This window comes from Ditibartonella choladocola (assembly GCF_002007565.1).
Classification (GTDB): Bacteria; Pseudomonadota; Alphaproteobacteria; order Rhizobiales; family Rhizobiaceae; genus Bartonella; species Bartonella choladocola.
In genome coordinates this window covers 2,825,838-2,848,926 of the sequence record NZ_CP015625.1, presented here as the reverse complement: position 1 = coordinate 2,848,926, position 23,089 = coordinate 2,825,838, and the positions used below count along the sequence as shown (strand labels likewise).

Genomic DNA, 23,089 nt, shown 5'->3' with positions numbered 1-23,089 from the left:
CCCCGTTTGCTTTGCGCTAGATAAAATGAAATAGTTTTTAAGGGAAGTCGTGAAATGTCCGAGAGCCAACAACAGCGTCAAGCATTGCACCGCCAAATCTGGCAAATCGCCAATGATGTGCGTGGTTCGGTCGATGGCTGGGATTTCAAGCAATATGTGCTGGGCACATTGTTTTATCGTTTTATGAGTGAGAATTTTTGCGACTACATTCAAGCAGACGATGAAACTATCAATTATGCAAAAATCGCAGATAAAGACATTCCTGACGAAACGCGTATTCTTGCAATCACGGAAAAAGGTTATTTTATCGCTCCCAGTCAATTGTTTGAAAATGTCGTTGCAACGGCCGACCAGAATGACGAGCTCAATATTGAATTAAGACAAATATTTGATGCTATTGAAAATTCCGCAAATGGGCATAAGTCCGAGCCGGATATTAAAGGCCTTTTTGCCGATTTTGATACAACCAGCAACAGATTGGGAAATTCTGTTCAGGATAAAAACAAAACCTTGGCCAAGGTGCTAAAGGGGGTAGCGGAATTTGATCTTGGAGATTTTCAGGATAATCACATAGATCTGTTTGGCGATGCTTATGAATATCTGATTTCCAATTACGCTGCCAATGCCGGTAAATCCGGTGGCGAATTTTTTACACCGCAAAGCGTGTCGAAACTTATTGCCCAACTTGCCTTATATGGTCAGGACCATGTCAATAAAATATATGACCCGGCAGCCGGTTCAGGATCTTTGTTGCTACAGGCAAAGAAGCAATTTGACGAACACATCATTGAAGAAGGATTTTTCGGTCAGGAAATCAACCATACCACCTATAACCTCGCTCGTATGAATATGTTTTTGCACAATGTCAATTATGACAAATTCGACATTGCTTTGGGCGACACATTATTGGATCCGAAACATAATAATGACAAACCGTTTGACGCGATTGTTTCCAATCCGCCCTATTCGGTTCACTGGATTGGCAGCGATGATCCAACCCTTATCAATGACGAGCGTTTTGCCCCTGCCGGTGTATTGCCACCGAAGTCGAAGGCAGATTTTGCTTTTGTTCTCCATGCATTAAGCTATCTTTCTCCCAAAGGGCGCGCGGCAATTGTCTGCTTTCCCGGCATTTTTTATCGTGGCGGGGCCGAACAAAAAATTCGCCAATATCTGGTTGATAACAACTATGTCGATACCGTTATTGCTCTGGCTCCCAATCTGTTTTTCGGCACCAGCATCGCGGTTAATATTTTAATTCTGGCAAAAAATAAGCGGCATACTGAAACGGCCTTTATAGATGCCGGTGATATTTTCAAAAAAGAAACCAATAATAATATTCTGACAGAAGACAATATTGCCGAAATCTTGAAGCTTTTCGCTGATAAGCAAGATGTCGATTATAAAATGAAGATGGTTTCTTATGAAGCGATCAAGGAAAACAATTATAACCTTTCTGTAAGCTCTTATGTGGAACAGGAAGACAAGACTGAAAAAATCAACATTCAAAAACTCAATGCTGAACTCAAGGAAACGGTCGAAAAAATCAACAAACTTCGCGCTGAAATCGACCAGATTGTTGCGGAGATAGAAGCATGAGCCAATCAATCATAGAAAAGCTGCTCAAAGGCGCCGAGGTCAAATGGATACGACTCGGAGAACGGTTAAAACGGACAACGGGTACATCAATAACCGCAGGAAAAATGAAGGAACTTCACAAATCTTATGGGCCTTTAAAAATATTTGGAGGAGGAAAAACATACGCTTTAGTTAATTTTAATGATATACCTGAAAAAGATATCAATATATATCCTTCCATAATTGTAAAATCGCGAGGATTTATTGAGTTTGATTATTACAATAAGCCTTTTTCCCATAAAAATGAGCTTTGGTCTTATCATTCAGAAGATAAAGGCATATGTATAAAATATATCTATTATTATATGAAGACGAAAGAGACATACTTTCAACATCTGGGCAATAAAATGCAAATGCCACAGATTTCAATTCAGGATACAGATAAATTTCCAGTTCCTATACCTCCATTATCGATTCAAAAGGAAATTGTTCGGATATTGGATGCGTTTACGGCTCATACCGCAGAGCTCACCTCAGAGCTTAATCAACGTAAAAAACAATACAACTATTATCGTGATAAATTACTTACTTTTTCTGATGACGAAGTTGAATGGAAAACAGTTGAAGAAATTATCACTACGGTAACACCTCCTCTAAAAATACCGCGGGGAAAATATAAATTATCTGGAAATATTCCAATTGTTGACCAGGGAGAAAATTTTATTGCCGGTTACACCGATAATGCCGATGCTGCTATACCTGAGGATGAATATGTGATTTTCGGAGATCATACCGAATATATTAAATATGTAGATTTTTCTTTCGCTCAAGGTGCAGATGGACTGAAAATTCTGAGACCAAAACGCGATTTAGCAAAGTATGTTTATTTTGCATTTCTGAATTTTTATAATAAAAAAGGAAATTACAAACGTCATTGGTCAGATGCGAAAAAAACATTATTACCGATAGTTAATATTAAAACGCAAAAACGCGTCGTGTCTATTCTTGATAGATTTGATAATTTAACAAATTATATTTCTGAAGGACTACCTAAAGAAATTGAATTGCGAAATAAACAATATGAATATTATCGCGACCAGTTATTGAATTTTCCTAAACCGGGAAATGATGCAATAAAACAAAGTCCGACGAACCTATAAATTAACTGCATAAGGCGGGGAAAAATGGCTGTTGAAACAAAACCGATTGCCGAAACTAATAGTTTTATTGTGCTTGATCGTTACGACACCATAGATCAAACAGGTGCTACCTACCAGACTGAAGCCGATCTTGAAAATGAGCTTATAAAAGACCTGTCATCGCAAGGCTATGAATATTTGCCTAAGCTCACCTCACACGAAGCATTACTTGTAAATTTGCGCGAGCAATTGGAAAAATTGAATTCCGTCCATTTTTCCAATAGTGAATGGCAGAGGTTTTTAACCGAATATCTTGATCGCCCAAGTGATACGATTATAGATAAAACCCGCAAAATCCAGAACAATCATATTTATGATTTTACTTTCGATAATGGCGAAATAAAAAATATTTATCTCATTGATAAGAAGAATATTTTTCGCAATCAGCTTCAGGTTATCAACCAGTTTGAACAAGAGGGTACCTTTGCCAACCGTTATGATGTAACCATTCTGGTCAACGGCTTGCCATTGGTTCAGGTGGAACTTAAAAAGCGTGGCGTTGCCATACGTGAAGCATTCAACCAGATTCATCGTTATACAAAAGAAAGCTTCAATAAAGATAATTCGCTTTTCAAGTTTTTGCAGATATTTGTCATTTCTAACGGTACGAACACACGTTATTTTGCCAATACCACCAAACGCGACAAAAATAGCTTCGATTTCACAATGAATTGGGCGCGTTCGGACAATACAATTATATCCGATTTGAAAGATTTTACAGCTACATTTCTTTCAAGGAACACGTTGCTCAATATTCTTATAAATTATTCGATTTTTGACGTGGAAAATACGCTGTTGATTATGCGCCCCTATCAGATTGCCGCAACAGAACGTATTTTATGGAAACTCAAATCCGCCCATAACGCTAAAAAGTGGCACAGTACAGAAGGCGGCGGTTATATCTGGCATACAACAGGTTCGGGAAAAACGCTGACCAGTTTTAAAACAGCGCTTATGGCGACCGAGCTCGATTTTATTGACAAGGTTCTCTTTGTGGTCGACCGCAAGGACCTTGATTATCAAACGATGAAAGAATACCGGCGTTTTTCGCGCGATAGCGTTATTGGATCCAACAACACGGCCGGATTGAAGTATAATGTCGAGAATAATGATAATAAAATCATCGTTACGACCATTCAGAAACTCAACAATCTGATAAAAAGTGAAGATGATTTGTCAATCTATAACAAGCAGGTCGTTTTCATTTTTGATGAAGCGCATCGATCGCAATTCGGGGAAGCACAAAAGAACATTAACAAGAAGTTCAAGCAGTTTTATCAGTTCGGTTTTACGGGAACTCCAATTTTTGAAAAAAATGCTCTAGGCGCCCAAACGACCGAAAGCGTTTTCGGCAAATTATTGCACAGCTATGTTATCACCGATGCTATTCGTGATGAAAAGGTTTTAAAATTCAAGGTTGATTATAACAATGTGCGCCCGCTTTTCAACAAAGTGGAAAGTGAACAGGACATTGAAAAGCTCTCGGCTGCGGAAACCAGCGACGCATTGCTACACCCCAATCGGATTAAAGAAATTTCGCGTTATATTCTCGACAATTTTTCTATCAAAACACACCGCAATGTACCAAATGGCAAAGGTTTTAATGCTATGTTTGCGGTTTCAAGCGTAGAGGCTGCCAAAGCTTACTATAATTGCCTGAAAGCCTTGCAAAAAGACTGCGATCACAGTTTGAAAATTGCAACGATTTTTTCTTTTGCAGCCAATGGCGAACAAGATGCACTTTGCGAAAAACTACCCGATGCTAAAGGCGAAATTGCCGACGAGAGCTTTGATCCCTCACAGCTTCAACAGTCGGATAAAGAATTTCTAACAGCAGCGATCAACGATTATAACGAATATTTTAAATGCAAGTTCAGTGTCGATAGTGAAGGCTTCCAGAATTATTATCGTGATCTGTCTTTAAGGGTAAAAAACAGGAAGTTGATCTTCTGATTGTTGTCGGCATGTTTTTGACCGGCTTTGATGCACCACAATTGAATACTTTGTTTGTTGATAAAAATCTTCGCTATCATGGCCTTATTCAGGCCTATTCGCGCACAAATCGCATTTATAATGCAACCAAAACATTCGGCAATATTATAACCTTTCGTGATCTTGAACAGCCGACAATCGACGCCTTGAAACTTTTTGGTCAAAAAAATCATGACGACATTGGAGCTATCGCTCTTGAGCGGCGTTTCGAGGATTATATCAGGGGCTATACGGACGAGCTTACAGGCGAGCGGCACCGTGGCTACATCGAGATTGTCAACGAACTCGTGAGCCGGTTTCCCAACCCGACTGCAATTCATACGGAAAAAGACAAAAAGGACTTTGTCAAACTCTTTGGCGAATATTTGCGCATTGAAAATATATTGCGAAATTACGACGAGTTTACCTGTCTTCATGAACTTAAAAAAATAGACATTGAAAACCCTGAAGATGTTGCCGCTTTACAAGCAAAATATCAGATTGATGATGAAAAATTGAAAGAACTGCAAGAGATTGACGTTCCTGACATTCGTCTCTTGCAAGATTACCGGTCAACCTACAACGATATTCGCGATTGGCTTCGTCGAGAAAGAGATGGTGAAAAGCCGGACGATATACCCGATATATGGGAAGACGTCGTCTTTGAAGTCGATTTGTTGAAATCGCAAGAAATCAACCTTGATTATATTCTCGAACTTATTTTTGAAGAGACCAGAAAAAACAAGGATAAGGCGACGATTGTTGAAGAGGGACGCCGGTTGATCCGCTCAAGCGTGGGAAGCAGAGCCAAAGAAAGCCTGATTGTCGATTTTATCAATCACGTCGATTTCGATAAAATTCCCGATAAATCAAGCATTATCGACGAGTTCTATCAATTTGCACAAAAGAACAGGCACGGGAAGCCGAAGAACTGATTGCTTCCGAAAATTTGCGGGAGGATGCCGCAAAACGCTATTTGGCGACCTCTTTAAAGCACGAATTTGCCAATGAAAACGGCACTGACTTGAGTGAGGCTCTTCCAAGAATGAGTCCGCTTAATCCGCAATATGCGTCAAAAAAGAAAACAGTTTTTGATAGAATTTCCGCTTTTGTCGAAAAGTTCAAAGGCATTGGCGGAAAAATTTGAAGACCGTATATCCGATCAAAGACATGACATCGACAAAAGTCTGGTTGGTTCGCGGTCACCTTTTCAAACAAACGAATTTCCGTGAGGGCTGTATTTTTTAAAAAATTATGCAAATCAAACATTTCTGAAGTGAAAAATGGGTAAACTACGGCCAATGCATAATAAGCCGATAGATCAATCGCAAAACAAACCTGCAAATGATCGCATAGCGAAAGCGAATATCGTGGATTTTATTCGTTGGATGATCGTCCTCAGGATTCTATTTCCATCATTTGAATGATAAGCCGTGCGTTTCAAATCTGGATAATGTGGCAAGAAAAATCATATTATTGCCAGTTTCATTCAAAGTGATATTAAGATGTGGATGTTTCATGAGACCAAGGCTTCTTTTGACTGGTCTATAAACTGAAACCTTCTATATAAACCCCTTACTGGAGAAGCCTTCATAAAGGATTATATTGATGCAATCCCTAAGCAAATTAAACCAGAAACTATCGGAATATGTACCTTTTCGTATTATTCCCGGTATTATTTGTGTGCTCATTTACTGGGCTTTATACATGTCGCCGAAGCCTGCCGGTTTGACCGCAGAAGCTTGGCATTTTGTAGCCATTTTTGTGGCAGCTATTCTTGGCATCATTCTCAAGGTTATGCCTCTTGGCGTCATGTCGATGATTACGATTGCCGTGGTCATGTTGTCCAAGGTGACATCACCAACCTCTCCGAAAGCTGTTGCCGATGCGCTTGGCTCGATGGATAATGCACTTATATGGCTCATTGTTATTTCGGTCATTGTTTCGCGCGGCCTGATTAAAACAGGTTTGGGTGCGCGGATTGGCTATTATTTCATCCGTCTTCTCGGTAAACGGACGATCGGTATCGGATACGGACTTGCACTTTGCGAATTATTGCTTGCTCCTTTTACCCCCAGCAATACAGCACGCTGCGGCGGTATTATCCACCCGATCATGCGCTCGATTGCCCTTGCCTATGATTCTGTTCCCCAGAAAGGAACGCAAGGCAAAGTCGGCACTTATCTTGCTCTTGTCAATTATCATGCAAATCCGATCAGCTCGGCAATGTTTATTACAGCGACCGCACCAAATCCGCTGGTTGTCAATTATATTGCCGAAGCAACCCATCAAGGTTTCACGCTTTCATGGAGCACCTGGGCACTTTGCATGTTGGTACCGGGCATTGTTGCCATGTTGATTATGCCCTTTGTCATTTATCTGATTTCTCCGCCAGAACTGAAAGTCACTCCGAATGCCGTCACTTTTGCCCATGACGAGTTGCAGAAATTGGGTAAAGTCAAAGCTCCGGAAATTATTATGTTGCTCACATTCATTATTATGCTTCTGTTGTGGGCAGGTCTTCCGGCTGCATTGTTCGGCCCGTCCTTTGCGGTTGATCCGACAGCAGTCGCATTTGTCGGTCTTGTTATCCTGCTTTTGTGCGGAACACTGACCTGGGATGATGTGCTGAAGGAAAAAAGCGCATGGGATACACTTATCTGGTTCGGTGCGCTGGTTATGCTTGCCGGCCAGCTTAACAAACTTGGCGTTATTGCCTGGTTCTCTGACGGTCTTCGTTTCGCTATCGAATCAAGTGGAATGAGTTGGCCTGTGGCTATGGCTATATTGATCCTGACATTCATGTATACACACTACGTGTTTGCAAGTACGACAGCCCATATCAGCGCGATGATGCTGGCTTTCCTGATGGTTGGTGTTCACCTCATTCCCGCTGATTATGTCAATCTCTTTATGTTGCTGATGGCTGCTGCTTCGGCAATCATGATGTGCTTGACCCACTATGCCACCGGTACATCGCCGATCATCTTCGGTTCCGGCTATGTCAGTCTCGGCCGCTGGTGGGGCGTGGGCTTTGTGATGAGCGTCGTCAATCTTCTGGTCTTCGCAATTATTGGCGGAATCTGGTGGAAAATATTGGGCTATTGGTAAGCCTCTGAAACCATCGTTTATCGATGGTTTCCTCCGATCTGTTAAAAAACAGCGGAGAGTTTCAATTATGCTTGAAATGCCGGTTTATACCGGCATTTTTTTTGACCAGAATATTTCCGGAAACATCAATTTCACGGCTATCGGAAATTGTGGCGAGCAATAGCTCGTCAGAATCCGTGTTTTTCCTGCCATTTACGGATAATTTTTTTCCGTTCGTCAGTACTATTTTCCCGTTGAAGTTGTTCTACCAATGCCTTCGGGGCTTTCTCAGGTGTTCCACAATCAAATGGCGGTTCGGGGTCATATTGCATGAGCAATTGCGTTTTTTTGGCCGTTTCCTGGCCTAGAAGTTTTGCGATGATGACCAAGCCGAAATCAATGCCTGCAGTGATTCCGCCGGCGGTTATGATGTGACCGTCAACAACCACACGTTCCTCAACAGGAATGGCTCCGAAAATCGGTAGAAATTCCATGGCGCTCCAGTGGGTTGTGGCTTTGCGACCTTTGAGCAGGCCGCTTGCACCCAGAATAAGCGAACCGGTGCAAACCGATGTGAGAAAGCGGGTCTCTTTTGCTTCTTGACGGAAAAACTCGAGAACCGGTTCGTTGTTCAAAAATTGATTGACGCCATTTCCTCCGGGAATGCACAGGACATCAAGTGGAAGGATTGTGCTGATGTCATGATCGGGCGCAAAGGATAATCCGCTCGTCGTTGTAATTGGCTTCAAGCTTTCTCCGATGAGAGAAACTTCTATTTCAGGAGTTGAACAAAATTCATCATAGGGCGCGGCAAAGTCCAGAAGTTGCATTTCGTCAAAAATAAAAAATCCGGCTTTTATAGTCATAGGCGATCCCTTTTTTAAAAATATGTTTTAAAAAACTATAGAGCACGTTAAATTGGCAGTTATGACAAAGTCCCCACAATTTAAGCCAAGTAAGAAATGTTCGATCGATTTTTCGACAACTATTGGACCGGCAAGCATTGCGCCAAAAACTATTGCACCAAAAACTGTTGCTATTGTCTGCTTTGATGACGCGCAATTGCTTGACATTACGGGGCCAATGCAGGTTTTTTCGAGTGCCAACGATCTTTATGAAGGTGACGTGAAGCCCTACCGGCTTTTGACAATTGCCGAAAATGACAAGATTAAAACGACAAGTGGTCTCGAATTGGCAGTTGAACCTTTGTCCTTGGCTCCCGATCAGCTTGATACGCTTATCATCAGCGGTGGTCGCGGCATCAACCGCTTTGCCGGAAACAAAGCGATACTTCAATGGCTTGATATGATGAACCGGAAAACGCGGCGCACAGCATCGGTCTGTAGCGGCTCTCTGGCATTGGCAAAACTTGGGCTACTTGACGGAAAAAAAGCGACAACGCATTGGAGCAGGATAGACGAATTCCGGAGGGATTATCCATCGGTTCTATGGACAAACGAGGCAATTTTTATTCGCAACGGAAAGATCTGGACATCTGCCGGAATCACCTCCGGTGTAGATATGGCTTTGGCAATGGTGGAAGAAGATTTGGGGTTCAATCTGGCAAAATCCGTTGCCCGTCACTTGGTTGTTTATCTGCGTCGTCCGGGCGGTCAAAGCCAGTTCAGCGAACTTCTCGATTTTTATTGCGAGGACGAACGATTCAATCTCCTCAATCAATGGATTATGAAAAATCTCTCCCGTCCCTTGTCGGTCGCTATGCTTGCCGAAAAATGTGGTATGAGCGAACGGAATTTTTCCCGCCTTTATACCCGTGATACGGGGTCATCGCCGGCCAAAGCCATAGAGCTTTTCCGGCTTGAAGCGGCAAGACAATATCTTGAACAGAACTGGTCGATAAAAAAGACAGCCCGCCAATGTGGTTTTGGTAGTGAAGAAACTTTAAGACGGGTTTTTCAACGGCACCTTCATGTTTCACCGCAAAATTATCGCGACCGGTTTTCACGACTTCCGGACGAATGACGGTTCAATCGCCGATCATCCCGTCTTGCCATAATTCGTAAAAATGGTGAACAGGCCCATGCCCATGCCCGACTTCGAGTTTATTAGAAGCGGCAAGTGCACCGGTCAGATAGCGTTTGGCAAAACGGACCGAATCAACCAGTGGTGTCGTTGGTAATAAAGCGGCAATGGCTGCCGAAATCGTGCAACCTGTGCCATGATCATTTTTTGTTGCAATGCGTGGAGCTTCAAGTTCGATAACACCGTGGCGGTCACAAAAAATATCGGGGCTTGTCGGGGTTTTGAGATGCCCGCCTTTAAGGAGGACAGAACGGCATTGAAGCTCCAGAATATCGGGCGCACACTTCCTCATTTCTTCAAGTGACCATTCCGGTTTTGTTTTGAGAAGCACGGCAGCTTCGGGCAGATTGGGGGTGATAATGGCAGACATCGGAACAAGCACATTGCGAATAATTTCTATGGCATCGTTTTCAAGCAACAAGTCACCGCTTTTTGCCACCATGACAGGATCAAGAACAATATTGCTTGCGCCATAATGCATGAGCTTATCTGCAATAACTTCGGCAATTGCGGCATTGGCTACCATGCCGATTTTTACCGCATCCACTTTGATGTCTTCAAAAACAGCATCAATCTGGTCGGCTACAAAATCGGCATCCATGGCTTTGAACGCCCGGACACCTTGCGTATTTTGTGCGACAACGGCTGTGACAACACTCATGGCGTAAGTTTTCATGGCCGAAAAGGTTTTGATATCGGCATGCATTCCCGCGCCTCCGGAAGGGTCGGTTCCGGCAATTGAAAGAATGCGGGGAATCACGGTTCCGTTTTTCTTAACTGGTGACGTCATTGCAGCGTTTTCCTGTCCACTCATATTGGGGAATGTTTAAATCTGTGCCCCAAAGGCCTTCAAATTCATCAAATTTTTCATCAAATTTTAAAATAGCAAGTCCCGTGCCATATTTATCATTCCATTTGACTGTCCGTTCACGGCCCTGCTTTTTTATGACTTCCTCAATCGTTCCTTCCGTTACCTCGTCACCGTCGCGATAAGTCATTTTGCCGATCAGGCGACCGTCTTTCGTTTTCCCGATCACAACTTCGGAGCGAACCAGATAACCGGCATTATAGACAAAACCGCAATAGCGCCCCTCCGGCCCGTCAGGCAGCTCGCCAGCAAATGAGAAGGACAACCAAAACACCAGCCAAAAAGCGCTAAAGGCCAAGATTTTCATGAAGTTCCGTTTTACCGCAATTCCTGTTTTACATTTTTTCCGAACATAAACGATAACGGAAAAATAGAAAATGACAAAAAATGTGACAACCAGCTGAAGGTTTATCACTTTTCCGGAGCTCACACTCTTGTTGCTTAAATATCACGATAATTCGTGTAACGAGGGCACTGTAATTCGCTCGTGGAGGTATTTATGACACGAAAAAATTTGAACGAAACCAACCTGTCCATTACAAGACGTGGGCTTCTACTGGGGGCAGCAGCATGTGCTGCCGCTGCACTATCGGCCCGTCATGTAATGGCACAGCCACAAGGGCCAGTTCCTTTACAAAACTATCAGCGGTCGTTTTTCAACGCTGAAGAGTGGGCCTTTGTGATGGCCGCTACTGCCCGAATTATCCCGTCAGACGGGAAAGGACCGGGTGCTTTGGAAGCACGTGTTCCGGTTTTCATTGACAAACAATTGGCTGATCCTTGGGGGCAAGGTGACCACTGGTATAGACAAGCGCCTTTCAATCGTGATGCGCCCCGTTACACAGGCTATCAGGCAGAACCTTCACCTGCCGAAGCCTATCGTATTGCCATTCCGAAGATCAATGAATGGTGCAAAGCCCAATATGGTGCAATTTTTGCAGAGCTTCCCGCTGAAAAACAGGATGAAGCTTTAAAGCGTGTCGAAAAGGATGAAGTCGAAATTGCCGAATTGCGTTCCGGTGATTTCTTCTCGTTCCTGTTGCAAAACACCAAGGAAGGTTATTTTGCAGATCCCCAATATGGTGGCAATTATGACATGGCTGCATGGGTTTACATCGGGTTCCCCGGTGCACGTGCAAGCTTCCTCGAATGGGTCGAAAAGGATAATGTTCCTTACAAACTCGGGCCCGTTTCACTCTCAGGTCAAAGGGCTTAAATCATGACACAAACAATGAAGAAGAAAGACGTTGTCATTATCGGCCTCGGATGGACCGGTGCAATCAGCGGCATCGAACTTGCAAAAGAAGGTCTGGAAATTGTCGCACTGGAACGCGGTGAAGACCGCGATACAGTTCCGAGTTTTGCTTATCCAAAACCGGCTGACGAATTGAAATATGGTGTCCGTCTCGGCACTGCTGTCCGTCCGCGCGATCATACGGTAACGATTCGCAGAGGACTGGATCAGGTTGCTCTCCCCTATCGCCAATTGGGTTCTTTTCTTCCCGGTATCGGTGTTGGCGGGGCAGGTATCCACTGGAACGGCATGACATGGCGTGCACAGCCGGAAGAACTCAGAGCCCGTTCCTATATCGAGGAAACCTTCGGCAATATTATTCCTGAAGATATGACAATTCAGGACTGGGGCGTTAGCTATGACGAACTGGAAAAACATTTCGATATGTTTGAAAAGGTCGCAGGCGTTTCGGGTACTGCCGGCAATCTGAACGGTAAAATCCAGGAAGGTGGCGATCCTTTTGAAGGCCCGCGCAAGAATCCTTATCCTATGCCGGCTTTGCCTTATACTTATAACGGGCGGCTCTTTGCAGAAGGTGCAAAGAAAATCGGCCTTCATCCGTTCCCTTGCCCGTCGGCTATCGCTTCCGAGGCTTATACCAACCCTTATGGTATGCAGATGGGGCCTTGTAACTATTGCGGTTTCTGCGAACGTTATGGCTGCCTCAATTATTCAAAAGCTTCACCGCAAGTCAGTGTTCTGGCTGCTTTGAAGCGCTATAAGAATTTTGAATACAGAGTTAAGTCGGAAGTCTTGCGTATTGAAAAATCCGCAGATGGCAAGACTGTAACCGGTGTTACTTATGTCAATGAAAAGAATGAAGAATTCTTCCAGCCAGCCGATCTCGTTATTCTTGGCGGTTTCATGATTAACAATGTTCACCTGTTGTTGCTCTCCGGCCTCGGTCAACCTTATGACCCCAATACCGGTGAAGGCGTTATCGGCCGTAACTATGCCTACCAGACTGCTATTGGCGGTGGCACATTGTTCTTCAAGGATAAGGTATTCAATCCATTTGTTGGTACCGGTTGTAACGGTTCCTATCTTGATGATTACAGCTTCAACCAGATCGATATGGCAAAAGAAGGCTTTATCGGTGGCAGCCGTATTTCGTCAGGCCAGACCAACGGCCAGCCAATTCGCAATATGCCGTTGCCGGGTGGCACACCGGCATGGGGTGCAGAATGGAAAAAGGCTATTGGCGATTGGTATGGGCATGCCATGTCGATCAGCCAACACGGTTCGGTTATGTCCTATCGTGATGCCTATCTTGATCTTGACCCGACTTATAAAGATAAATTCGGCCGTCCGTTGATGCGTATGACATTCAACTGGCACAATAATGAAATCAGGATGTCGCAATTCATCACAGACAAGATCAACAAGATTGCCGAGGCAATCGGTCCTGATAAATATCGTCAAAATCCGGCGATGAAAGAAGGCCAGCAATATGATACCCGCATTTATCAAACAACCCACACTGTGGGCGGTGCGATTATGGGTACAGATCGCAAACGTTCGGCATTGAACCGTTATCTCCAACACTGGGATTACCACAATCTGTTTATTCCGGGTGCCAATGCTTTCCCGCAGAATATCCAGCATAATCCTACAGGAACGCTCGGCGCTTTGACCTATTGGATGCTTGAAAATATCAAATCCGATTACCTCAAAAACCCGCGGCCTTTGGCATAGGAGAAACATCCGATGAAACGTTTAATACAAATTATTATTGGATTGGTAATCCTTGCAATTATTGTCATTCTGGCAATCATGTTTGTGCCAATCAAACGAACAGGCCCGACAGAAGCTCTTTCTCCGGACTTCAAACCGGAGCAGGGACGGGGTGAATATCTTGCCAGAATGGCCGATTGTGCAGCCTGCCACACCGCACCCGGTGGCCAACCTTATGCAGGTGGTCGTGAAGTCAAAAGTCCGTTCGGCATTATCTATTCATCCAACATCACACCGGATGAAAACGGTATAAAGAATATGACACTTGACCAGTTCCGTGATGCTTTGCGTGACGGTATTGGCAAAAATGGCGAGCTTCTTTATCCGGCAATGCCTTACGAAAACTATCGCAAGATCAGCGAGCCCGACATTGTTGCACTTTATGATTATTTCATGCATGAAGTGAAACCGGTTAGTGCCAAAGTCAAAGAAACCAATCTGTCATTTCCGTTCAACCAGCGTTGGGGAATCCGGCTTTGGAACTTCTTTGCGATTTCCGGCAAAGGTGGTTTCGAGCCACGCTTCAACGATGCGAAACTTGATCGCGGTGCCTATCTTGTCGAAAGCTTGGGCCACTGTGGTGCTTGCCATACACCGCGTGATTCCATGTTCCGCCAATCGGGAACGAATAGCGACAGCAACAAATTCCTGACCGGTGAAACGATTGACGGTTTCTATGGGCCGAATTTGCGTAGCCCGAATTCATCTGTTGCAAATTGGACAGCAGATGATTTGAAGGCCTATTTGCAGACAGGGCGTAACAGTCATTCGGCTGTTGTCGGTCCGATGACGCTCGTTGTCGAAGAATCAATGCAATTTGCAACCGAAGACGATCTTGATTCGATTGTTGCCTATCTCAAACATATTGCACTTCCAGGTGACGCATCAAAACAGGTACGTGATCCGAAAAAGACAACAGATATGTTGACTGAAGCCAAACCGGATATGGCACTTGGTGCCCGCCTTTACATGGACAATTGCAATGCTTGTCACTTTGTAAACGGTAAAGGTGCAAAAGGTGTCTTCCCCGAGCTCGATGGTGCAAAAATCGTCAATGCAAAGGATGCAAGCGGATTGTTACGCGTGATCGTTAACGGTTCTCGTATGCCGTCGACTGAAAAACGCCCTGCCGATCTTGCAATGCCGGGCTTTGGCTGGCGTATGAATGACGACGAAGTTGCAGCACTTGCTACTTTCTTGCGTTCGAGCTGGACCAATGATGCTCCGGCAGTCACAGCCGCGGATGTCGCCAAGGTTCGCACGAAATAATAAAGTGTGAAAATTGCAAACAAATTTGAAAACGGCCTACGGGCCGTTTTTTATTGAGGTGTTTTCTCGAAAGATTTTGCTCTATAAGCAAGATTGATTTGAATAGCTTGAAATGGAAACATTATGGTTCTTGCAATCCGGTCAATCCTGTTTACGGCAGCATTCTATGTGACAACTTTTGTCCAGATGATTCTTTATGCGCCGTTCTACTTTTTTCTTCCGCGCAAAAAAGCATGGATTGTTCCCAAAACATGGGCGCGGGTAAATTTATTTCTTCAAAAACATATTGCCGGAACGGATTTTGAAATCGAAGGCCTCGAAAACCTGCCAAAAGGTGCCTACATCATTGCACCAAAACACCAATCGGCATGGGAGACGTTCGGCCTCGTTCCTTTTCTTGACGACCCCTCGCTCATTATGAAGCGTGAATTGACATGGATACCGATCTTCGGCTGGTACATGTTGAAAACCGGCATTATTCCCATTGATCGCGGTTCACCTTTGAAAGCCATGAAGGCGGTTCTCACCGGCGCCAAAGAAAAAGCGGCAGAAGGTCGCCAGATTCTGATTTTTCCGGAAGGTACGCGCCGTCAACCGGGAGCAGAACCCGCCTATAAACCCGGTATTGTTGCTATTTATAATGAACTCGGTTTGCCGGTTGTGCCCATTGCCCACAATGCCGGGCTTTATTGGCCACGCGGCAATTTCCGCCGTTATCCGGGTAAAATTCGTGTGCGCGTATTGCCACCTATTGAAGCCAACCTTAATAAACGCGAATTTTTGCCGCGTCTGATAAAAGACACCGAAAGTGCGTGTGACGAACTGCTCGTGAAGGCCGCGCTTGATCCGAACCCGCCTGCTATGCCGCCGACAGCGGTCAAAAGGCTGAAAGAGTTGGGCGTTGACTGGACCGGACCAACCCGCGACTAGCGCTTGAACTATTGGTCGGATCGACAGAAAATTCTTCATTAATCGGGGTATTCCACTGACATGATTGAACTTAAAAATGTTTGTGTCGAGGCGGGCGGCCAGAAGATACTCGATCATTTGAATTTGAAACTTTCCGAGAAGCGGATTGCTATTATTGGTGCCAATGGTTCGGGCAAAAGTACGTTTGTGCGATTGCTCAACGGTTTGCGATTACCAACATCGGGTGAAGTGCTGGTCGATTCACTCGACAGTCGCAAATATGGCAAAGACATCCGTCGCAAAGTGGGGTTTGTCTTTCAAAATCCCGATAACCAGATTGTCATGCCGGTGGTTGAAGAAGACCTTGCATTCGGTTTGAAAAATATCGGTGTTGAAAAAGCCGAAATCGCGAGACGGATCGATTATGTGCTTGACCGCTTCAACCTGCAGGCGGCGCGGCTACAATCTGTGCAAAGTTTGAGTGGTGGACAAAGGCAATTGGTTGCACTTTGCGGTGTTATCGTCATGGAACCGGAAATCATTGTTTTCGACGAACCCACTACCCAGCTTGATCTTTCCAACAAACGAAAAATGACAGAAACAATTTTCGGTCTTTCCCAGCAAGTTATCGTCGTTTCGCACGATCTTGATATGCTCAAAAACTTCGATCGGGTTATTGTCATCGACCATGGTAGAGTTGTCCATGACGATATACCGGAAAAGTCAATTAGCTATTACGAGGAGGCGATGGCATGATTGATCCGAGTTACGGGACGACATTTATTCATCGGCTCCCGGCCGGGTTGAAACTTGCTATCGTTTTTTTTTGCAGTATCGGGCTGTTTTATCTACCATCACTTTTATTGGCGGTTTGTTCTCTCATTTTCATCTGGTGTCTTTTTTTACTGGCAGGTTTTCCGCTTTTGCAGCCGGTTTTCGAGCTAAAGAAAATTTTATGGTTTCTTGTTGCACTCTTCATTGTTCAATATTTTTCAAACAATTTGGCAAGTGCTGCACTCGTCATCATACGACTTTCAAGTCTGTTACTGCTTGCCACACTCGTAACATTGACAACGCCATTTTCAAAAATGATGGCCTGTTTCGAGAAATTATTTTCATTTACGCGCTTCTTTGGCGTAAATCCTGCGAAAATCTCGTTAGGGCTGTCGCTCACTTTACGATTTATTGCAATCTTTTCGGATATTGCCAAAGATGTACGCGAAGCACAAAAAGCACGAGGGTTGGAAAATAATGTGTTTGCGGTCATTATGCCGGTTCTGATAAGAAGCTTGAAGGTTCAAGCCGATGTGGCAGCCGCAATCGAGGCGCGTTGTTTTGATGAAGATGTGAACAATAAAAACGGGAAAAATTGAGCGGGGGAGAGAATGTCTATTCGTGATATTGTTGCGGTTGCGCTTTTTGCGGCCTTTATTGCAATTTTAGGATTTTTACCGGCCATTCCGGTTCCCGTTATTCCTGTTCCCATTACTGCGCAACTGTTAGGAATTATCCTTTCCGGTGCGGTTTTGGGGGCAAAAAAAGGCTTTGCAGCCTGTCTTTTATTTCTTGTATTGGTTGCAGCAGGACTCCCGCTTCTATCCGGCGGGCGTGGTGGCATAGGTGTATTTTTTGCGCCCACAAGCGGTTATCTTATCAGTTTTCCGTTTACTGCGGCCTTTATCGGCTATTTCTTTCATGTTTTTCGCAAACAACTGACACCCGCCAAACAGATATTGATTATGATGGCGGGAGTTTTTTGTATCGATCATTTGTTTGGCGTTGTCTGGCTCACCATGATGAGCGGGCTTGATTTTTCCAAAGCTTTTTTAGGTGACCTTATCTTTGTGCCTGGCGACATGGTAAAGATTATTCTGGCCTATTTGATTGCAACCCGTCTGCGCAAAGCTTTGCCGGATTTAATGGGGGCAAATAAATAAAAAGCAGGCTGAATAGACAAAAGCAAAATTCACAGAAAAAATAACGGAAAAAATTAATAGAAAAATGTGTGTTTCATAAAAAAAGCGGGCATAAAGCCCGCTTTTAACAGTTCGTTGAATGAAATGATTATTTAATGACCATAACCGGACGTTCACTCATGGCCAGAACTTCCGAAGCCTGACTGCCGAGAATGAGCCGGTTAACACCGCGACGCCCATGCGAGGCAATGATAATAAGATCGGCATTATGTTCGTTTGCCGCGTCGACAATGCCGGCAGCAGCAAGCTGGTTTTCTGCATGAACGCCTTTTGCTTTAACGCCCTGTTTTTCAGCCTTATTGAGTGCACCTTCAAGAATCTTGCGTGCACCATCTTCCATCTCTTTACGGAATTCGTCAAAAGCACCGGGGCTGGAAGCCCATTCTGCGCCGACGACAATGCCGTAAGACGGCATCAGACTTGTTACTGTCACAACGAAAAGTTCACCGCCGGTTTTCTTTGCAAGTTCGACGGCTGCATCAACGCCACGGCCAGCAAGTTCCGAACCATCCGTTGCCACAAGAATACGTTCATACATATTTATTTCCTTCCCTCTTCTATTCGGACTTATGCCCTACCACGCAAATAAGAATTATCTCGCTCCGCTTCAATAATTTTAAAGCTAAACTTGTCCGAAGTATACTATATTTTATTCGCGCTTCCATATCGGGGCAGGAAAAAACATTTGTTCACAGCTAAGCCGCTCTTGAAGGCGGCTATATCCGGTAAATTCGCATCAATTTACGTGCCAATCGCCATATTTTTATGCGGTTTTGAATTTTATGAGCTATAGGATTAATAAGCTTCATCTGAAAATGATAAGATCTATTTTTCCGGTCAAAAGCCGGTTTCAAGAGAATCGCTAATGAAAACAAAAGTCCAATCAGGATCCGAAAACCAATCCGGATCTTACAATATGTGTAAAATAACGGGTCTACCCGTCCTTTTTATAATGTTTTTTATAAGTTTGGCTGTTGCCCATGCCAACCCTTATATATCGGTGGATGTCGCAAGCGGTCGTATTCTTGCCCATAATGAAGCATTCGACCGTTGGTATCCTGCTTCCTTGACAAAGATGATGACTGCCTATGTCACTTTTCGGGCACTCCATAATGGCGAGGTTACGCCTGAAACAAGAGTAACGATAAGCATGGCAGCCGCAAAGCTTCCACCCAGCCATTCGGGATATAAACCGGGTTCCGTTCTTGACCTTGATACAGCCTTGTCAATCACCTTGGTAAAATCCACCAATGATCTCGCAACAGCGATTGCCGAGACAGTTGGCGGCTCCGAACAGGCTTTTGTTGTACGCATGAATGAAGAAGCCCAAAGGCTCGGCATGTTCGGAACACATTTTGCCAATGCCAACGGCCTTCCCAATCCCGACAATTATTCAACCGCCCGTGATCTTGCCGTTCTTGCAGTACAGATCCGTCGGGAATTTCCCCAATATGCCCATTATTTTTCTATTCCCGCGATTGATTTTGGCGGCGGGCGAAAAGTCGAACAGAATTCAAACAATCTGATCGGCCGTTTTTCCGGTGCCGATGGCATGAAAACCGGTTTTATATGTGCGTCCGGATTTAATCTTGTCGCATCTGCCACCCGCAACAAACGCACAATTATCGCGGTAGTTCTCGGTGCTGATCGTATCGACCAGCGTGAAGCGCTCGCCGCCAAACTTTTGAACGACGGTTTTTCGAGCCAAGGCTCGTCACAAACAACGCTTGCAACTTTGCAGCCTTATGGAACGAAACTAACGCAAATTAGCGATATTAAAGACAGGATTTGCAATGATGATGCGTGGAAAGCACGCATGCAGCATCGTGATGAAAAGGGGAAAGTGGTTTTCGATTCTCCCTATATTTCAGCACGGCCACTTGATGTTACACCCATGCAGGTTCGGCTGATTTCGGCACCGGCGCCTGCAAAACCGGGTGAAATACCGGCGTGGAAAATTCCTGTTCCGACACCTCGTCCCCAATCAATGGATGCACAATGACGAATTCGATGAACCGTATCGCTGTTACAATTTTTACCGGTTTTTTAGGGGCGGGCAAAACCACTTTGCTTAATCGCGTTTTGAAAGACCCGATGCTCACCGATACAGCCGTTATTGTCAACGAATTTGGCGAGGTTGGAATTGATAACCTTCTTGTCGAACAAGCCGATGACGGCGTTATCGAATTATCCAATGGTTGTCTTTGTTGTACAATGCGTGGTCAGCTTGTCGATAGTCTTGCAAGTCTTGTCGACAGGCTTCAAACAGGGCGTATCAAACGCTTGAACCATGTTGTTATCGAAACAACAGGCCTTGCCGATCCCGCACCCATTCTGCAAGCTTTGTTAGGCCATCCGGCAATGGTTCAGGCATTTGTCATAGACGGGGTTATCACCGCTGTTGATGCGATAAACGGATTGGAAACTCTGGCAAGGCATAAAGAAGCACGCAATCAGGTTGCATTGGCTGATCGGATTGTTCTCACCAAAACCGATCTTGTTGAAGACAAAAAAGCTCTCGAGCCATTGATGAGCGAGCTTGGCAAACTTAATCCCATGGCCGAAATTCTTTATTCCGATGCTGCCCATTGCCCGCCTTCGGCACTCGTCAATATCGGCGTTTTCGATTTGAACAAGAAAGTGCCGGATATAAGAAACTGGCTTGGTAAGGAAGACGATCACGATCACCATCATCACCATCATGATGTCAATCGCCATTCCGATACGATTCATGCTTTTTCTCTCACCCACGACAAACCTATTCCCTATTTTGCGCTGGAAGCTTTTATAGATCTTTTGCGCGCCAATCACGGGCCAAAAATGTTGCGTATGAAAGGCATTGTCGAGCTGGAGGAAGACCCGTCACGTCCGGTTGTCATCCATGGTGTCCAGACATTGTTCCATCCGCCAGTTCGGTTATCCGCATGGCCGGAAGGCCGTCATGAAACGCGGCTTGTTGTGATTACCGACGGGGTGGATGAAACCACAGTGCGGGAAATGTTCGACGCTTTTTTGGGCAAACCTGTGCTTGATAAGGCTGATCGGGCAGCAATAACAGATAATCCGCTCGCAATACCGGGCTTCAAATTTTAAAGTGAAGAAAATTATCTGCACAAATACCATTTTGTTTTGGCCGTAAAATTCATTCCTTTCCGGTTTGAATGATTTACGGCTGCGGGTAAAATTCCAAGTGAAATACGGGTTAAATAGCCCAACAAAATTTTTTGCAACCGGAAACGGCATTTCAAACAATAAGTTAAAATAAGCCGAAAACATCGGTAACAAATAGAGAAACCTGAAAACAATCTTATTAAATAAGATTCTTTAAAATAAACATAAAATCAATTAAATATTGAAATTCCTAATTTAAAAAATTCTAATTAAGCAATCATTTTCATGAATATCGTGATAAGCAATTAGAAATTGAATTGTTTAATTATATGATGACTTATTCAAATATTTTGAATGGATAAACTTTTGAATATAAATAAAATTTAAAAATAGAATTGATCTTCTCATAACTGAGTAATTTAAAGGATTATGCCGGAAAAGCCGATTTACGTGCCGGCCGCTTTTTCAAGTGTTCTGTCGTGGAATGATAAAAAGATGATGAATGTGATTTTCCAGACGTTTTTTAAAATCATAATTATTATGTTGGCAATAATTGGCAATGTCCAAAGGTGCCAACGGGTCATCGCTTAATATGACAAGCGTTATATTATCGGGGAGTAAACGCCGCTTTTTTCTTGCCTTCAAAAGAACAAGCGGGCATTTCAGCCCGCATAAATCATATATAAAACTTTTTTCAACCACCAAATAATTTCCAGAGCGATTTCTTTGTTTGTGGTTCGCCTGCCGCCGGAGTAACCGGCGCACCGGAATTTTGTGCTTCCTCTTCGGCAAGCGACTGGCCAGCGACTTCAGGTTTTTGTGCCGGTACAACTGTGCTTGCTGTCTTTTCATTGGAAACAGCAGCTTTTGACGCAACGGCATTTTCCTTTGCTATATCCGGCGCGTCAGGTGTTTCTTTCGATGCCGGCGTCAGTGACGGTGGCTCGCGCGATACTTGTACACCGGAAGCACGTTTACGGCTCCAATCGGCAACCAGAGAAGCTTCTTCCACACCTTGAATTGTCGGTGCCGGTGCTTTCATTTTCTTTTCGCGGGCAGATGAAAATGCATCATCATATTTCTTTTGATATGATGCAAAAGCCGTCTGCAATGCTGCATCGGGTGTTGCAACCGGACATACGCCTGCCGGTGTCAAAGCCTTGCCATCGGTATTACGATTGAAAACATAGCGTTTTTCACAGACATCAACCTTCGGCGGGCGTTTTGTGACTTCAAAAATGTCATAGCCTTCTTTCAGCATTGTCCAGAATTTATAATTCGGATCATTGCGGTAACGAGCCATGTTTTCGGCAGTCATGCGGAATGGAAAAGCTTGAAGCTGGAATTCACGTTGTCCACCTTTGAACGAGTCACGCCCGAATGCGTAAATCTGAGCAATATTTTCATCGCTCATCGAATAGCAGCCGGATGACGAACATGCCCCATGAACCATCAAATGTTGGCCGGTGCGACCGTTGACCTGATCGTACGCGTTCGGAAAGCCGATATTGAAAGCCAGATAATAGTTTGAATTCGGATTCATCTGGCTTGGGCGGATTGTATAGAAACCTTCAGGAGCCTGCCGGTCTCCTTCCATATATTTAGGTCCAAGTTTTCCCGACCATTTGCATATGTTATAGGTGGAAATCAGGTCATATTTTCCGGTGCGTGTCTGCTTCCATATCTCGACGACGCTTTCTTCCTTGAAAACCCGCACAACGATAGGCGAATATTTTTCCATATTCTTGGCAACCATCTTGTCTTGCAGCTTTTTCGGTAATTCTTGTGTCGCTTTACCGATTTGCGGCAAGTTCGATGATTCCTGGCAACCACTCAGAAAAGTCGCTGTAAGAAAGAAAGAAGCAAGAAGCGCAGTTCTAAATTTCATTCATAAAGCTCCGGATGAGCAGGTCCTCACCAATACCAGATTCAATCGAGGTGATTTCATCCATTTGAAAGATGAAACCTGACCAGTTGTGTTTACTATAACATAACACCAAAAAAATTAAACATCCCCTAAAAAGCCCGCATTTCTATAGCCACGAGA

General features: G+C 44.2%; 19 protein-coding genes and 2 pseudogenes. 15 read left to right on the top strand and 6 right to left on the bottom strand.

What is annotated here, in order from left to right; translation table 11 throughout:
- Window positions 1-54: 54 nt before the first annotated feature.
- From BBC0122_RS12465 to BBC0122_RS12450, 5 genes and pseudogenes are all read left to right on the top strand, one after another.
- Window positions 55-1,599 carry a type I restriction-modification system subunit M gene (locus BBC0122_RS12465; RefSeq protein WP_077994278.1) on the top strand — a complete coding sequence of 515 codons (1,545 nt, stop codon included), beginning with the start codon at window positions 55-57 and terminating at the stop codon, window positions 1,597-1,599.
- On the top strand, window positions 1,596-2,738 hold the full coding sequence (locus tag BBC0122_RS12460) for a restriction endonuclease subunit S (protein ID WP_077994274.1): 1,143 nt from the start codon (window positions 1,596-1,598) through the stop codon (window positions 2,736-2,738). Before BBC0122_RS12465 ends, BBC0122_RS12460 begins: the two co-directional genes overlap by 4 nt.
- Window positions 2,739-2,762: 24 nt before the next feature.
- Window positions 2,763-4,831, top strand: a pseudogene (locus BBC0122_RS13240) (type I restriction endonuclease subunit R); the annotation flags it as partial.
- An 84-nt stretch (window positions 4,832-4,915) separates the two neighbouring features.
- Window positions 4,916-5,895, top strand: a pseudogene (locus BBC0122_RS13235) (type I restriction endonuclease subunit R, EcoR124 family).
- 461 nt (window positions 5,896-6,356) lie between these two features.
- Window positions 6,357-7,859, top strand: coding sequence for a DASS family sodium-coupled anion symporter (locus BBC0122_RS12450; protein WP_077994272.1), 1,503 nt, complete (start codon window positions 6,357-6,359; stop codon window positions 7,857-7,859).
- A 167-nt stretch (window positions 7,860-8,026) separates the two neighbouring features.
- Here BBC0122_RS12450 and BBC0122_RS12445 read toward each other — a convergent pair whose 3' ends face one another.
- Window positions 8,027-8,704 carry a DJ-1/PfpI family protein gene (locus BBC0122_RS12445; RefSeq protein ID WP_077994271.1) on the bottom strand — a complete coding sequence of 226 codons (678 nt, stop codon included), beginning with the start codon at window positions 8,702-8,704 and terminating at the stop codon, window positions 8,027-8,029.
- Between the two features lie 61 nt (window positions 8,705-8,765).
- Between BBC0122_RS12445 and BBC0122_RS12440 the strand changes: the two genes are divergently transcribed.
- Window positions 8,766-9,821, top strand: a complete 1,056-nt coding sequence (locus BBC0122_RS12440; protein WP_077994269.1) for a GlxA family transcriptional regulator — start codon at window positions 8,766-8,768, stop codon at window positions 9,819-9,821.
- Window positions 9,822-9,825: 4 nt separating this feature from the next.
- Here BBC0122_RS12440 and thiD read toward each other — a convergent pair whose 3' ends face one another.
- Entirely contained in the window at window positions 9,826-10,671 is an 846-nt protein-coding gene (gene thiD / locus BBC0122_RS12435) for a bifunctional hydroxymethylpyrimidine kinase/phosphomethylpyrimidine kinase (protein ID WP_149866709.1), read from the bottom strand.
- A complete protein-coding gene (locus tag BBC0122_RS12430; RefSeq protein WP_149866708.1) occupies window positions 10,655-11,014 on the bottom strand; it encodes a hypothetical protein in 360 nt (119 codons plus the stop codon). The genes thiD and BBC0122_RS12430 overlap by 17 nt, the downstream gene beginning before the upstream one ends.
- A gap of 234 nt (window positions 11,015-11,248) precedes the next feature.
- Here BBC0122_RS12430 and BBC0122_RS12425 point away from each other — a divergent pair, with 234 nt between their 5' ends.
- From BBC0122_RS12425 to BBC0122_RS12395, 7 genes are all read left to right on the top strand, one after another.
- Window positions 11,249-11,965 carry a gluconate 2-dehydrogenase subunit 3 family protein gene (locus BBC0122_RS12425; RefSeq protein ID WP_077994262.1) on the top strand — a complete coding sequence of 239 codons (717 nt, stop codon included), beginning with the start codon at window positions 11,249-11,251 and terminating at the stop codon, window positions 11,963-11,965.
- Window positions 11,966-11,968: 3 nt separating this feature from the next.
- Complete coding sequence (locus BBC0122_RS12420; protein WP_077994260.1) at window positions 11,969-13,738, top strand: GMC family oxidoreductase; 1,770 nt, start codon at window positions 11,969-11,971, stop codon at window positions 13,736-13,738.
- Between the two features lie 12 nt (window positions 13,739-13,750).
- A complete protein-coding gene (locus BBC0122_RS12415; RefSeq protein WP_077994250.1) occupies window positions 13,751-15,046 on the top strand; it encodes a c-type cytochrome in 1,296 nt (431 codons plus the stop codon).
- Between the two features lie 123 nt (window positions 15,047-15,169).
- Window positions 15,170-15,976: a lysophospholipid acyltransferase family protein gene (locus tag BBC0122_RS12410; protein WP_077994249.1), complete on the top strand. Its 807-nt coding sequence runs from the start codon at window positions 15,170-15,172 to the stop codon at window positions 15,974-15,976.
- Between the two features lie 60 nt (window positions 15,977-16,036).
- Complete coding sequence (locus tag BBC0122_RS12405) at window positions 16,037-16,711, top strand: energy-coupling factor ABC transporter ATP-binding protein (RefSeq protein ID WP_077994247.1); 675 nt, start codon at window positions 16,037-16,039, stop codon at window positions 16,709-16,711.
- The gene (locus BBC0122_RS12400) at window positions 16,708-17,328 is read left to right on the top strand and encodes an energy-coupling factor transporter transmembrane component T family protein (protein WP_225868124.1); all 621 of its coding nucleotides are present in this window, start codon (window positions 16,708-16,710) and stop codon (window positions 17,326-17,328) included. Before BBC0122_RS12405 ends, BBC0122_RS12400 begins: the two co-directional genes overlap by 4 nt.
- 12 nt (window positions 17,329-17,340) lie before the next feature.
- Window positions 17,341-17,892 carry a biotin transporter BioY gene (locus BBC0122_RS12395; RefSeq protein WP_077994245.1) on the top strand — a complete coding sequence of 184 codons (552 nt, stop codon included), beginning with the start codon at window positions 17,341-17,343 and terminating at the stop codon, window positions 17,890-17,892.
- Between the two features lie 127 nt (window positions 17,893-18,019).
- Here the strand turns inward: BBC0122_RS12395 and BBC0122_RS12390 are convergent, their stop codons facing one another.
- Window positions 18,020-18,469, bottom strand: coding sequence for a universal stress protein (locus BBC0122_RS12390; RefSeq protein WP_077994243.1), 450 nt, complete (start codon window positions 18,467-18,469; stop codon window positions 18,020-18,022).
- Between the two features lie 378 nt (window positions 18,470-18,847).
- Between BBC0122_RS12390 and BBC0122_RS12385 the strand changes: the two genes are divergently transcribed.
- Both BBC0122_RS12385 and BBC0122_RS12380 read left to right on the top strand, forming a co-directional pair.
- Window positions 18,848-19,933, top strand: coding sequence for a D-alanyl-D-alanine carboxypeptidase family protein (locus tag BBC0122_RS12385; RefSeq protein WP_077994723.1), 1,086 nt, complete (start codon window positions 18,848-18,850; stop codon window positions 19,931-19,933).
- Entirely contained in the window at window positions 19,930-21,024 is a 1,095-nt protein-coding gene (locus BBC0122_RS12380) for a CobW family GTP-binding protein (RefSeq protein ID WP_077994239.1), read from the top strand. The genes BBC0122_RS12385 and BBC0122_RS12380 overlap by 4 nt, the downstream gene beginning before the upstream one ends.
- A 483-nt stretch (window positions 21,025-21,507) precedes the next feature.
- Here the strand turns inward: BBC0122_RS12380 and BBC0122_RS13080 are convergent, their stop codons facing one another.
- Together BBC0122_RS13080 and BBC0122_RS12370 are read right to left on the bottom strand one after the other, a co-directional pair.
- On the bottom strand, window positions 21,508-21,744 hold the full coding sequence (locus BBC0122_RS13080) for a sulfurtransferase TusA family protein (RefSeq protein ID WP_188318053.1): 237 nt from the start codon (window positions 21,742-21,744) through the stop codon (window positions 21,508-21,510).
- Window positions 21,737-22,930 (bottom strand): L,D-transpeptidase family protein, encoded by a 1,194-nt coding sequence (locus tag BBC0122_RS12370; RefSeq protein ID WP_077994233.1) that lies wholly within the window; start codon window positions 22,928-22,930, stop codon window positions 21,737-21,739. Before BBC0122_RS12370 ends, BBC0122_RS13080 begins: the two co-directional genes overlap by 8 nt.
- Window positions 22,931-23,089 lie beyond the last annotated feature (159 nt).

Excerpts from the sequence above, each read along its gene's own strand:
- BBC0122_RS12465 (WP_077994278.1), top strand. The coding sequence starts at position 55 with ATGTCCGAGAGCCAACAACAGCGTCAAGCATTGCACCGCCAAATCTGG.
- BBC0122_RS12460 (WP_077994274.1), top strand. The coding sequence starts at position 1,596 with ATGAGCCAATCAATCATAGAAAAGCTGCTCAAAGGCGCCGAGGTCAAA.
- BBC0122_RS12450 (WP_077994272.1), top strand. The coding sequence starts at position 6,357 with ATGCAATCCCTAAGCAAATTAAACCAGAAACTATCGGAATATGTACCT.
- BBC0122_RS12445 (WP_077994271.1), bottom strand. The coding sequence starts at position 8,704 with ATGACTATAAAAGCCGGATTTTTTATTTTTGACGAAATGCAACTTCTG.
- BBC0122_RS12440 (WP_077994269.1), top strand. The coding sequence starts at position 8,766 with ATGACAAAGTCCCCACAATTTAAGCCAAGTAAGAAATGTTCGATCGAT.
- thiD (WP_149866709.1), bottom strand. The coding sequence starts at position 10,671 with ATGACGTCACCAGTTAAGAAAAACGGAACCGTGATTCCCCGCATTCTT.
- BBC0122_RS12425 (WP_077994262.1), top strand. The coding sequence starts at position 11,249 with ATGACACGAAAAAATTTGAACGAAACCAACCTGTCCATTACAAGACGT.
- BBC0122_RS12420 (WP_077994260.1), top strand. The coding sequence starts at position 11,969 with ATGACACAAACAATGAAGAAGAAAGACGTTGTCATTATCGGCCTCGGA.
- BBC0122_RS12415 (WP_077994250.1), top strand. The coding sequence starts at position 13,751 with ATGAAACGTTTAATACAAATTATTATTGGATTGGTAATCCTTGCAATT.
- BBC0122_RS12410 (WP_077994249.1), top strand. The coding sequence starts at position 15,170 with ATGGTTCTTGCAATCCGGTCAATCCTGTTTACGGCAGCATTCTATGTG.
- BBC0122_RS12405 (WP_077994247.1), top strand. The coding sequence starts at position 16,037 with ATGATTGAACTTAAAAATGTTTGTGTCGAGGCGGGCGGCCAGAAGATA.
- BBC0122_RS12400 (WP_225868124.1), top strand. The coding sequence starts at position 16,708 with ATGATTGATCCGAGTTACGGGACGACATTTATTCATCGGCTCCCGGCC.
- BBC0122_RS12395 (WP_077994245.1), top strand. The coding sequence starts at position 17,341 with ATGTCTATTCGTGATATTGTTGCGGTTGCGCTTTTTGCGGCCTTTATT.
- BBC0122_RS12390 (WP_077994243.1), bottom strand. The coding sequence starts at position 18,469 with ATGTATGAACGTATTCTTGTGGCAACGGATGGTTCGGAACTTGCTGGC.
- BBC0122_RS12385 (WP_077994723.1), top strand. The coding sequence starts at position 18,848 with ATGTGTAAAATAACGGGTCTACCCGTCCTTTTTATAATGTTTTTTATA.
- BBC0122_RS12380 (WP_077994239.1), top strand. The coding sequence starts at position 19,930 with ATGACGAATTCGATGAACCGTATCGCTGTTACAATTTTTACCGGTTTT.
- BBC0122_RS12370 (WP_077994233.1), bottom strand. The coding sequence starts at position 22,930 with ATGAAATTTAGAACTGCGCTTCTTGCTTCTTTCTTTCTTACAGCGACT.